Annotated in this window: 8 protein-coding genes; 4 read left to right on the top strand and 4 right to left on the bottom strand. The window is 63.8% G+C overall.

What is annotated here, in order from left to right; all coding sequences use genetic code 11:
* Positions 1-29 precede the first annotated feature (29 nt).
* Together gluQRS and LY284_RS08260 are read right to left on the bottom strand one after the other, a co-directional pair.
* Positions 30-914 (bottom strand): tRNA glutamyl-Q(34) synthetase GluQRS, encoded by an 885-nt coding sequence (gene gluQRS, locus LY284_RS08265; RefSeq protein WP_014190894.1) that lies wholly within the window; start codon positions 912-914, stop codon positions 30-32.
* Between the two features lie 6 nt (positions 915-920).
* On the bottom strand, positions 921-1,784 hold the full coding sequence (locus LY284_RS08260) for a sulfurtransferase (protein ID WP_014190895.1): 864 nt from the start codon (positions 1,782-1,784) through the stop codon (positions 921-923).
* Positions 1,785-2,020: 236 nt separating this feature from the next.
* Between LY284_RS08260 and dnaE the strand changes: the two genes are divergently transcribed.
* The gene (gene dnaE / locus LY284_RS08255; protein WP_231927708.1) at positions 2,021-5,533 is read left to right on the top strand and encodes a DNA polymerase III subunit alpha; all 3,513 of its coding nucleotides are present in this window, start codon (positions 2,021-2,023) and stop codon (positions 5,531-5,533) included.
* 13 nt (positions 5,534-5,546) lie between these two features.
* On the opposite strand, the gene LY284_RS08250 is transcribed toward dnaE, so the two are convergent.
* Positions 5,547-6,308, bottom strand: a complete 762-nt coding sequence (locus LY284_RS08250; RefSeq protein WP_014190897.1) for a glycosyltransferase family 2 protein — start codon at positions 6,306-6,308, stop codon at positions 5,547-5,549.
* A gap of 242 nt (positions 6,309-6,550) precedes the next feature.
* Between LY284_RS08250 and msbA the strand changes: the two genes are divergently transcribed.
* The 3 genes from msbA (at position 6,551) to LY284_RS08235 (ending at position 10,798) form a co-directional block, all read left to right on the top strand.
* Positions 6,551-8,317 carry a lipid A export permease/ATP-binding protein MsbA gene (gene msbA / locus LY284_RS08245; protein ID WP_255724282.1) on the top strand — a complete coding sequence of 589 codons (1,767 nt, stop codon included), beginning with the start codon at positions 6,551-6,553 and terminating at the stop codon, positions 8,315-8,317.
* 177 nt (positions 8,318-8,494) lie between these two features.
* Positions 8,495-9,460 carry a glycosyltransferase family 4 protein gene (locus tag LY284_RS08240; protein ID WP_231927709.1) on the top strand — a complete coding sequence of 322 codons (966 nt, stop codon included), beginning with the start codon at positions 8,495-8,497 and terminating at the stop codon, positions 9,458-9,460.
* Between the two features lie 63 nt (positions 9,461-9,523).
* On the top strand, positions 9,524-10,798 hold the full coding sequence (locus tag LY284_RS08235) for an O-antigen ligase (protein WP_231927710.1): 1,275 nt from the start codon (positions 9,524-9,526) through the stop codon (positions 10,796-10,798).
* A gap of 24 nt (positions 10,799-10,822) precedes the next feature.
* Here LY284_RS08235 and rng read toward each other — a convergent pair whose 3' ends face one another.
* Positions 10,823-12,292, bottom strand: coding sequence for a ribonuclease G (gene rng / locus LY284_RS08230; RefSeq protein WP_014190901.1), 1,470 nt, complete (start codon positions 12,290-12,292; stop codon positions 10,823-10,825).
* Between the last annotated feature and the right edge of the window lies 1 nt (position 12,293).

Below are 12,293 nucleotides of genomic sequence, written 5' to 3'. Positions count from 1 at the left end.
CTGCCCTTTTTTACGTCTGGAGGCGGAATTCAGCGCGCGAAGCGCTGCGCCCATGCGGCCGTCGCGGCGCTGTAGAACGTATCGAGCGACGAGATCGATGAAAGCGACGACGCAACGTCGAGGCCCAGATGCCGCGCCGCCTGCACGAGCGCATCGAGCGGCGCGTGGCGATCGAGCGGGGCCGCGCCCGTCTGCTTGCTGAGCTTCTCGCCGACGTCGTTATTGACGACAGGCACATGCAGATAAGCCGGCGTCGGCACGTCGAGACACCGTTGCAGATAGATTTGCCGCGCCGTCGAATCGAGCAGATCGGCGCCGCGCACGACATGCGTGATGCTCGCGTCGGCATCGTCGACGACGACCGCGAGTTGATACGCCCACAAGCCGTCCGCGCGCTTCAGTGCGAAATCCCCGACCTCGGTGGCCAGATCTTGCGATTGCATGCCTTGCCAACGATCCTGAAACGACACGACGGCCGCCGCGCCATCCGGCACGCGCAGCCGCCATGCGCGCGCGGGTTTTCCATGCAGACCGTTTCGGCACGTGCCCGGATAGGCGAGGGTGGCGTGGCGCGCATGTGCGTGTAGCAGCGAATCCGCGATTTCGCGCCGCGTGCAGCCGCACGGATAGATGAAGCCCGCCGCCTGCAACCGGGCGAACGCCGCCGCATAGGCCGCGCCGCGTTCGCTCTGCCAGACGGCGGGCGCATCGGAATGCATGCCGAAGTGCGCGAGCGTCGCGAGGATGTCATCGGCGGCGCCCGGTACGGTGCGCGGCGCGTCGACGTCTTCGATGCGCACGATCCAGCTTCCGCCGTGCGCGCGGGCATCGAGAAAACTGGCGAGCGCGCTGACGAGCGAGCCCGCATGGAGCGGACCGGTCGGCGAGGGCGCGAATCGGCCGCGATACGTCATTCGGTCTTACGCCGCCGCGCGGGCCTTCGCGTCGGGATGGCAGGCCGGACACGTCTCGCCCGGCTTGTAGTACGGCGACGCCTGATCTTCCACCGGCACCACGGCGCGGCAACCGAAGCATTGCGCGGTCGCGGTCGGCTGCAGGTTCGGATCGAGCGCGGTGCGGTAATCGAACACGAAGCATTCGCCGGTGTAATGCGCGCCGCCCACTTCTTCGAAATACTTCAGAATGCCGCCTTCGAGCTGATAAACATGCTCGATGCCGACTTCCTTCATGTGAATCGCGGCCTTTTCACAGCGAATGCCGCCGGTGCAGAACGACACGACCGTCTTGCCTTCCATATCCGCGCGATTCTTTTCGATGACTTCCGGAAACTCGCTGAACTTCGTGATGCGGTAATCGAGCGCATTGTCGAACGTGCCGACATCCACTTCGAACGCGTTGCGCGTGTCGAGCATCACGACCGGGCGGCCCGCGTCGTCGTGGCCGCGGTCGAGCCACGTCTTGAGCGTGGGCGCATCCACGAAAGGCGCGCGGCCGAGTTCCGGCTTGATCGCGGGCTTTTTCATCGTGATGATTTCGCGCTTGAGCTTCACCAGCATGCGGCGAAAGGGCTGCTTCGCGGAGAGGCTTTCCTTGAATTGCAGATCGGCGAAACGGCCGCCGAAGAGCGCATCCGTGCGGATGTAATCGATGAATTCGCGGACTTCGGAAATCGGCCCGGCGATGAAAAGATTGATGCCCTCCGGCGCCAGCAGAATCGTGCCCTTGAGGCCGAGCGCGTTGCAGCGGTCGGTGACGAGCGGCCGCCACGCGGGGCCGTCTTCGATGCTGACGAATTTGTAGGCGGAGAGGTTCAGAATGCTCATGATCGGATGACGCGCGATGCGGCGTGTAACAGGTAAAAACGAGTAAATGTTGCGGACGGACGCGCCGCGCAAAACACGTATTATCCCGCAAACGGCGCGCGCTCCCGCATTACGTGATGCGGCGATTCCCGCCGCCTTGCGCACGCGCAATATCGATCGCCTTCAAGGGCTTATCCGTTCGGCCAATGCGCCGCCGTCAGGGCAATTTCGGGACGGCCCGCATGTACAATACCGCCATGTCAGATCCCCGCTTCGTTCATCTCCGCGTCCACTCCGAATTCTCGATCGCCGACGGCATCGTACGGCTGGACGATGTCGTCAAGGCTGCCGCACAAGACGGACAAGGCGCGCTCGCGCTGACCGATCTCGGCAACGCATTCGGTCTCGTGCGCTTTTACAAGGAAGCGCGCGGCAAGGGTGTGAAGCCCATCGCCGGCTGCGACGTCTGGATCACCAATCCCGACGACCGCGACAAGCCCTCGCGCCTGCTTTTGCTCGTGCGCGACAAGCAGGGCTATCTCAACCTGTGCGAACTGCTGAGCCGCGCGTGGCTGACGAATCAATATCGCGGTCGCGCCGAGGTCATGCTGGAGTGGCTCGAAGGCGGCCTGGCGCAAGGCCTGCTCGCGCTGTCCGGCGCGCAGACGGGCGATATCGGCATGGCGTTCGCGGCGGGCAATGCGGCGAGCGCGCAACGTCACGCCGAGCGCTGGGCGAAGCTCTTTCCCAATGCGTTCTATATCGAACTGCAGCGCGCGGGACAGCCGGGCGAGCAGGGCTATATTCAGGAAGCCGTCGCGCTGGCCGCGAAGCTGCGCTTGCCGGTCGTCGCGACGCATCCGATGCAGTTCATGACCCCCGACGATTTCACCGCGCACGAAGCGCGCGTGTGCATTTCGGAAGGCGATATCCTCGCGAATCCGCGCCGGCAGAAGCGCTTCACGCAAGATCAGTTTTTCCGCACGCAGGACGAAATGTGCGCGCTCTTCGCGGATATTCCTTCTGCGCTCGCGAACACGGTGGAGATCGCCAGGCGCTGCAATCTGACGCTCGAACTCGGCAAGCCGAAGCTGCCGCTCTTCCCGACGCCCGATGGCATGTCGCTCGACGACTATCTCGTGCAACTGTCGAAGGAAGGGCTCGAAGTCCGCCTGCAGCAGCTTTATCCCGATGAAACCGAACGCGAGGCGCAGCGCGAAACGTATTACGCGCGCCTCGATTTCGAGTGCGGCACGATCATCAAGATGGGCTTTCCGGGCTACTTCCTGATCGTCGCCGACTTCATCATGTGGGCGAAGAACAATGGCGTGCCGGTCGGTCCGGGCCGCGGTTCGGGCGCGGGTTCGCTCGTCGCCTATGCGCTCGGCATCACCGATCTCGACCCGTTGCGCTACAACCTGCTGTTCGAGCGCTTCCTGAATCCGGAACGCGTGTCGATGCCCGACTTCGACATCGACTTCTGCCAGGAAGGGCGCGACCGCGTCATTCAGTACGTGAAGGGCAAGTACGGCGCGGACGCGGTGTCGCAGATCGCGACGTTCGGCACGATGGCGGCGAAGGCCGCGGTGCGCGACATCGGCCGCGTGCTCGATCTCGGCTACATGTTCACCGATGGCATCGCGAAGCTGATTCCGTTCAAGCCGGGCAAGCACGTGACTATCGCGGACGCGATGAAGGAAGAGCCCACGCTGCAGGAGCGCTTCGATTCCGAAGACGAAGTGCATCAGTTGCTCGAACTCGCGCAGCGCGTCGAAGGGCTCACGCGCAACGTCGGCATGCACGCGGGCGGCGTTCTGATCGCGCCGGGCAAGCTCACGGACTTTTGTCCGCTCTACACGCAGGGCGAAGACGGCGGCGTCGTCAGTCAGTACGACAAGGACGACGTCGAAGCCGTCGGCCTCGTGAAGTTCGACTTTCTGGGCCTCACCACGCTCACCATTCTCGACTGGGCCGAGCGTTACATCCGGCGTCTCGATCCGTCGAAGCAAGACTGGAATCTCGCGCAAGTGCCGCTCGACGATCCGGTCTCGTTCCAGATACTGAAGAAAGCGAACACCGTCGCCGTGTTCCAGCTGGAAAGCCGCGGCATGCAGGGCATGCTGAAGGACGCGCAGCCGGACCGCTTCGAGGACATCATCGCGCTCGTGGCGCTGTATCGCCCGGGCCCGATGGACCTGATTCCGAGCTTCTGCGCGCGCAAGCACGGGCGCGAGATCGTCGAGTATCCGGACCCGCGCGTCGAACCTGTTCTGAAAGAGACCTACGGCATCATGGTCTATCAGGAGCAGGTGATGCAGATGGCGCAGATCATCGGCGGCTATTCGCTCGGCGGCGCGGACTTGCTGCGCCGCGCGATGGGCAAGAAAAAGCCCGAGGAAATGGCGCAGCACCGCGAGATCTTCGCTCAGGGCGCGGCAGTTAACGGCCTGACGCGCGCGAAATCCGACGAAATCTTCGACCTGATGGAGAAGTTCGCCGGCTACGGCTTCAACAAGTCGCACGCGGCGGCCTACGCGCTGCTCGCGTATTACACGGCGTGGCTGAAGGCGCATCATCCGGCCGAATTCATGGCGGCCAACATGTCGCTCGCCATGGACGACACCGACAAGGTGAAAATCCTTTTCGAGGATTGCGCGACCAACGGCATGAAGGTGCTGCCGCCGGATATCAATCAGTCGGCGTATCGCTTCGAGCCGGTCGCGGAGGCCGACGGCACGCGCTCGAAGACCATCCGCTACGGCCTGGGCGCGGTGAAGGGCAGTGGCCAGAACGCGATCGAGGAAATCCTGCGCGCGCGCGAAGACGGCCCGTTCGTCGATCTGTTCGATTTCTGCGAGCGCATCGACCGGCGTGTCGTGAATCGCCGCACCGTCGAGGCGCTGATTCGCTCGGGCGCGTTCGACACGCTGCATGCGAATCGCGCGCAACTGCTTGCCTCCGTGCCGCTCGCGATGGAAGCCGCCGACCAGGCCGCCGCCAACGCCATGCAGGCCGGCCTTTTCGACATGGGCGACGCCACGCTCGCGAAGCACGAATACGTCGACGAACCGATGTGGTCGGACAAGAAGCGCCTGCAGGAAGAAAAGACCGCGCTCGGCTTCTATCTGTCGGGGCATCTTTTCGATGCCTACAAGGGCGAGGTGCGCCGTTTCGTGCGCCAGAAAATCGGCGAGCTGAAGGAAGGGCGCGACAAGCTGGTCGCGGGCGTCATCTCCGCGATGCGCACGCAGATGACCCAGCGCGGCAAGATGCTGATCGTCAATCTCGACGATGGCAGCGGCCAGTGCGAAGTCACCGTCTTCAACGAGCAGTTCGAAGCGAACAAGGCGCTCTTCAAGGAAGACGAGCTGCTCGTCGTGCAGGGGCAGGCGCGCAACGATGCGTTCACGGGCGGCATCCGCTTCACCGTCGATACGGCGATGGATCTCGAACGCGCGCGCAGCCGTTATGCGCAGTCCGTGAAAGTCGAAATGAACGGCAACGCCGATGCGCTGCGTTTGCGCCGCGTGCTCGAAGCGCATGCCGCGGGCGCGCAGAGCGAACCGCCGCCGATGCCGGTCAAGGAAAACGGCCGTCAACGTTCGAGCGCGCCGATTCCGAACGGGCTGAACGTCAGCATCGTCTATCGCAGCGAACATGCGGAGGGCGAGGTGCGTCTCGGCGATGCGTGGCGCGTCAAGCCCACCGACGAACTCATCACGGCGCTGCGCGGCGAGTTCGCGGGCAGCGCGATCGAGATCGTGTATTGAGGCGCGTCGCGCTTCAGCGAGGCTGGTCGAGATGCGCCAGCTTCAGAAACCGGTAGTAGACGGTCTGAGCATTGAAGACGGCGATCAGAAAGCCGGCGCGGCCGTCGAGAAAACCGCGTCGCAGCAGGTAGGTTCGTGCAAATGCCCACAGTCCGCGCGTGATCGCGATGCTCAGGCTGCCTCGCTTGCCTGCCGCGTGGCGTTGCAGCGCGCCCGCCGTGGAGTACGCGTCCAGCTTGCGCAGGACGGTCTCGAAGTCTTCGTAAGAGTAATGCATCAGCTTGCCTTGCAGGCGCAAGGCGGGTGTCTTCGCTGCCATCACCAGCCGTTCGTGCACCAGGTCGTCCGAGAAGCGCGCCGACGAGCGCCTGAAAAGCCGCGGAATCCAGTCCGGATACCAGCCGCTGTGTTCGATCCACTGGCCGCAAAAGCTCGACAGGCGGTCCACCGCGTACACGTCGGCGGCGGGCGCGGCGATGGCGGCGCGGATCGCGGCGGCGAGTTCCGGCGTGACGACCTCGTCGGCATCGATGGAGAGCACCCAATCGGTCGAAAGCGCGTCGAGCGCCCGATTCTTCTGCGGGCCGAAGCCGGGCCAGTTCCGCTCGACGATTACGCGGGCGCCGTGTGCGCGCGCGATCTCCGCGGTGGCGTCGGTGCTGCCGCCATCGATCACCACGATGTCATCGGCGAAAGAAACGGATGTCAGGCATTGCGCGAGCCGCGCGGCCGCGTTGTAGGTGATGAGAGCGATGCCGAGTGTGGGTTGCGTCATGTCGTGATGATGAAAAACGGGTGCGCGCCGGATGCATGCTGACGCGTATTCTAAGACCATCGATCGCAAGCGCCTCACCGGTGAAGGAACGCGCCTGTAATGTGAGCTTCGCATCAACGACGGTTTAAAATGAGCGAAATTGTGACGCCCGGCCAGAAGGCGTTCGGCATGACCTTCCGCCCGGCCGCGTCTCGCGCGCGGGGCATCGCAATGTAGAGGACGATTTGAGCGAGAAGCAGACACTGAGAAAAACCATCGGCGGCGGCGAGCATTCATCGTCCACGGCCGTCGTCAGGCGGCTGTGGCCTTATATTCGGCCGCTGATGAGCATCGTGCTGCTCGGCCTCGTCGCCATGGGTTTCGTCGCCGCGAGCGAAGCGGGCATCCCGATGCTGCTCAAACCCCTGCTCGATCATGGCTTCGGCACGAACGGCAGCGAGAAGGCGAAATGGGTGGTGCCCGCGGCCGTGATCGGCCTCGCGCTCGTGCGGGGAAGCGCGCAGTACGCCTCGGGCTATCTGCTTTCTTATGTGTCGAATAAGATCCTGCTGCAGTTGCGGCTCCAGATGTTCGATCGCATGATTCACGCGAGCGCCGGCTTTTTCCAGCGAGAGACGGCGAGCACGGTCATCAATGCGATCGTATTCGAAGTCAATCAGGTGCTGCAGATCTTGTCCGGCGTGGTCGTGACGCTCGTGCGCGACTCGCTGACCGTCGTCTTCCTGCTGGGCTATCTCTTCATCCTCAACTGGCGTCTCACGCTGATCGTCGCGCTGATCCTGCCTGCCATCGGCTGGCTGGTTTCGAAGATCAACCGCCGCCTGCGCCGTCTGAACCGGGAGCATCAGATGCTCACCAACGATCTCTCGTATATCGTCGAAGAGACCGTGGGCGGCTATAAGGTCATGAAGGTGCATAACGGCGAGCCGTACGAGACCGGCCGTTTCACGGAGATGAGCAACCGCCTGCGCGGCTACTCCATGCGCATGCAGGTGTCGGGCGGGCTCGCGCAGCCGTTGACGCAGTTTCTGGCGTCGATCGCGCTTGCCATCGTGATCACCATCGCCGTGCTGCAATCCGCAAGCGACCAGACGACGGTCGGTGGCTTCGTCGCCTTCGTGACGTCGATGCTGCTCGTCATTTCGCCGCTCAAGCATCTGATCGACGTCAATCAGCCGCTTCAGCGCGGCGTGACCGCGGCCGAGCTGATCTTCGGCCTCATCGACGAACCGCCGGAGCCCGCGGGCGGTGGCCGCCGCCTCGAACGGGCTCAGGGCAGCATCGAGTTTCGCAACGTGTCGTTCAACTATGGCTCGCGCGAGCGCGCCACGCTGGATCGCGTGTCGTTCAAGGTCGCGCCCGGCGAGATGGTCGCGCTGGCGGGGCCGTCGGGAAGCGGCAAGACCACGTTGGCGAACCTGCTGCCGCGCTTTTTCGATCCGGCCGAGGGCGAGGTGCTCGTCGACGGCGTGGCGTTGCCCGAGTTCGCCTTGCGCGACCTGCGCGCCCAGATCGCGATGGTCAGCCAGGACGTCGTGCTCTTCAACGACACCATCGCCGCCAATGTCGCGTATGGTACGATCCCCAACCGCGAAAAGGTGCTGGCCGCGCTCGCCGCGGCCAATCTGGCGGACGTCGTATCGTCGCTGCCGCAGGGCATCGATACGCTCGTCGGCGGAAACGGCATGCGTTTGTCGGGCGGGCAGCGCCAGCGTCTCGCGATCGCGCGCGCCATCTACAAGGACGCGCCGATTCTCGTGCTCGATGAAGCCACGTCGGCCCTGGACTCGGAATCGGAGCGGCATGTGCAGTCGGCGCTCGAAACGCTGATGAAAGGCCGCACGACGCTCGTGATCGCGCATCGTCTGTCGACCATCGAGCGCGCCGACCGGATCGTCGTGCTGGATGGCGGAAAGATCATCGAGCAGGGTAGCCACTCGGAGCTGTTGCGACTGGACGGGCTCTATGCCCATCTGCATCGCATTCAATATCAGCAGCAGGCGGCCTGATTCGTTCGCGGGGCGCTTTGTCCGCGGGCGCAGCGGCAAAGCGCATGGCGAGCGTTGCGGCGTGTCTTTGCGGTCCGTCGATACAATCGGCGATTCGCGAGCCTTTACCCCGCGTTACTCACAACTGTCATGCCTAATGCAGCTCCGAAGCCGGTGATTCATATCATCAACGGTTTCATGAATGAAAACGGTGGCAGCGAGCAGGAAGCGCTGCACCTCGCCGGTCTCCTGCGAGACCGAAGCGAGCTGACACTGTGGTCGTCCTCGTCGCGTTTTTCGCGCGATCTCGCGCAGCGCCACGGGATTCGCCGCATCGGCCTTCGCTCGGGCACGCGCCCGGAGGGCGGCACCTTCGTTTTCGTGGGCGCGCACTGGCGTCACACCGCGTGGCCGTATCTCGTGCGAGCGCCGCGCCGCCTGATCTACGTCTTCAATACGTTTCATCCGAAAATTCTCTCGCTCACGGCGGCGCATCCCTTCATGCTGCGCTGGCCACGGACCGAGTATGTGGCGATCTCCGACTTCCAGCGCAGCCTGCTCGGCGTGGAATGCGAAGTGCAGCCGTCTCCGATCGACATCGCGCGTTTCTCGCCTTCGCCCGATCCGCGCCCGGACAACGCCCGGCCCGTGATCGGCCGGCTGAGCCGCGATACGACCGAGAAACACGATACCGACGATGTCCCGCTCTATCGGGCGTGGATCGAGGACGGCGCCGAAGTCAGGCTGCAGGGCGCGACCCAGTTTTCCGCCGCATCGGGCGACGCGCTCGGCGCCATGCCCCGGATGCAGATCCTGCCCGAGGGCGCGGTTCCGACTGTCGCGTTCTTGCGCGGGCTCGATATCTTTTATTATCGGACTGGCGCGCACGTGGAGACCTTCGGGCGCGTCGTGCTCGAAGCGATGGCGTGCGGCCTGCCGGTCGTCTGTCACCGGCGCGGCGGTTATGCCGACTGGATCCGCCACGGCGAGAACGGTTTCCTTTTCGATCGTTCCGACGAGGCCGATCAATTGGTGCGCGCGCTTCTCGCGAACGCCGGCCTGCGCAAAACGATCGGCGAACGCGCGCGCGCGACGGTGGAGACGATGTATTCGGCCAAAGCGGCCCGGGAACGTGCCGACTTCTATCTGCGCGAGCCACGCTGACAAAACACGACCTGAAAGCGCGCCTTGGGCGCTCGATCCGAAACGGGGTAGCAGAACATCACAATGCAAGTCACACACATCTCAATGCTGGGCCGTTCGGGAACGGAGTCGTACTCATTGTTTCTGGCGCGGTGGTTCGCGCTGATCACGCTGTCGCTGATCCCCATTTCGACGGCGGGCGTCAACGTCGGTTCGGCCGCGTTCGCGCTGTTCGCGTTCATTTCGCCCGAAGTCTGGCGGCGCGCACGGCCTTTGCTGACGTGGACGGCGGGCGCCACCGCCGCGCTCGCGCTGTTCGTCGTGCTGAGTCTGAGCCTGGCTTACAGTTCCGCCGGATTCGCGGAGGCGTTCGACTTTCTGATGAAGTATCGGAAGCTGCTGTTCATCCCGCTCCTGCTGCTCGTTTTCGCGGACGACGCCGGCAAGCTCTTTGCGCGCGCTGCCGTCTGGAGCCTGTTCGCCACGCTCGTGCTTTCCATGGTGCTGACGTACACGAACGCGTTCGGCTGGACGTCGCTCGGTCCGATGCACGCGGACGACCCGGTCAGGCGGCCCTGGGTGTTCAAGGATCACATCTCGGGCGGCCTGATGATGGCGTTCCTCGTCTGCCTGTCCTTTGCGCTTGCGAAGGCGGCGAGCGGCTGGCGAAGCAAGGTGTTGTATCTCGTGGCGCTGCTCGCGCTGATCAACGTCCTGTTCGTGCTTCAGGGGCGCACCGGTCAGGTCGTGGCGATTGCGTATGTCGCGATCTATCTGGTCGTGCAGGCGGCGCAGTTCCGCCGTTACGACAAGCGCTCGCGGCTGCTCGCGGGCGTGGGTGTGGCCGCCGTGTGCGTCTGTATCGCCGCTTTCGTGCTTTACGCCAAAGACCGGCGGCTTGCGGACACGGCGCAGGAAGTCTCGCAGTTCGAGACGCAAAACAAGAATACGTCGATGGGCGTGCGGCTGCTGTTTTACCGCCGCAGCATCGAGCTGATGTCGCACCGGCCGATTGCCGGCTACGGCGTGGGCAGCGTGCGCACGCAGTTCGAGCGTCTCGCGAGCGCGCAGACCGGCGGGCATGCGGCGATGGCGGGCAATCCCCACAACGAATTCTTTCTGATGGGCGTGCAGCTCGGGCTTATCGGCGTGGCGCTGTTCGTGTGGTTCCTGATCGCGATCGGAAGAGAGTGCCGGCGGCTGGCGGAGCCCGCGAAGCTGATCGCGATCGGCTACCTTTTCGCGTTCGTTCTCGGCTGTCTCGCGAATTCGCTGTTGCTGAATTTCACGGAAGGCAACCTCTTTGTGTTCCTGATTGGTGTGTTGATCGGCGCGGGGAGGGGAGGAGAGCGCGCCTGACGATCGTTGCGCCGGGGGCAGGCACTACATCAACACAATGTCATACTGCTCCTGACTCAGATTCGACTCGACCTGCAACGAAACCGGTTTCCCGATGAAGTCCATCAGCATCGCCAGATGCTGCGATTCTTCTTCGAGAAACAGATCGATGACCTGCTGCGAAGCCACCACGCGAAACTCGCGCGGATTGAACTGCCGCGACTCGCGCATGATCTCGCGCAGCACGTCGTAGCACACGGTGCGCGGCGTCTTCACCTGCCCCTTGCCCTCACACGTCGGGCAAGCCTCGCACAGCACGTGAGCCAGCGATTCGCGCGTGCGCTTTCTCGTCATCTCGACGAGCCCCAGCTGCGAAAACCCATTGACGGTCACGCGCGTGCGGTCCCGCGACAGCGCCTTCTTCAGTTCGCCCAGCACCTGATCCCGATGCTCGACATTCTCCATGTCGATGAAATCGATGATGATGATCCCGCCCAGATTTCTCAAGCGCAGTTGCCGCGCGATCGTATGGGCCGCTTCGAGATTGGTCTTGAAGATCGTGTCGTCGAAATTGCGCGCGCCGACGTAACCGCCCGTGTTCACGTCGATGGTCGTCATCGCCTCGGTCTGGTCGATCATCAGATAGCCGCCCGACTTCAGATCGACGCGCCGCGACAGCGCCCGCTGAATCTCCGTCTCGATGTTGTACAGATCGAAGAGCGGCCGCTCGCCGGTGTAGTGATGCAGCCGCGACGCCACCGCCGGCGTGAACTCGGCCGCGAAGTCCGCGAGCATCTGATACGTTTCGCGTGAATCGACCTGAATGCGCGTGGTCTCGTCGTTGACGAAATCGCGCAGCACGCGTTGCGCAAGGTTCAGATCCTGATAGAGCAGGGACGTGGGCGGCACGCGCTGCGCCTGCGCGACGATGGTCGCCCACGTCTTGCGCAGATACGCGACATCGGCGGCCAACTCTTCGCTCGTCGCGTCTTCCGCGATGGTCCGCACGATATAGCCGCCTTTCTCGTCGGCGGGCAGCACGGCCGTCAGGCGCGCGCGCACGGCCTCGCGCTCCGCTTCGCTCTCGATCTTCTGCGAGATGCCGATATGCGGGTCCTGCGGCAGATACACGAGCGTGCGCCCCGCGATGCTCACTTGCGTCGACAGGCGCGCGCCTTTCGTGCCGATCGGGTCCTTCACGACCTGCACCATCAGCGCCTGGCCTTCGAAGACGATTTTCTCGATCGGCACATGCGGCGTGGAATTGTGCGACTCACCCGCAATGCGCGGATGCCAGATATCGGCGACATGGAGAAACGCGGCGCGCTCCAGACCGATGTCGATGAACGCGGACTGCATGCCCGGGAGCACACGCACGACCTTGCCGAGATAGACATTGCCGACGCGTCCGCGCGACAGCGTGCGCTCGACGTGAAGTTCCTGAACGGCGCCTTGCTGAACCAGTGCGACGCGGGTTTCCTGCGGTGTGACGTTGATCAGGATTTCTTCGTTCATG

This window comes from Caballeronia sp. PC1 (assembly GCF_021353155.1).
GTDB classification, from domain to species: Bacteria; Pseudomonadota; Gammaproteobacteria; order Burkholderiales; family Burkholderiaceae; genus Caballeronia; species Caballeronia cordobensis.
The sequence above is the reverse complement of the archived record's forward strand: the minus strand, read 5'-3'. Positions and strand labels throughout refer to the sequence as shown.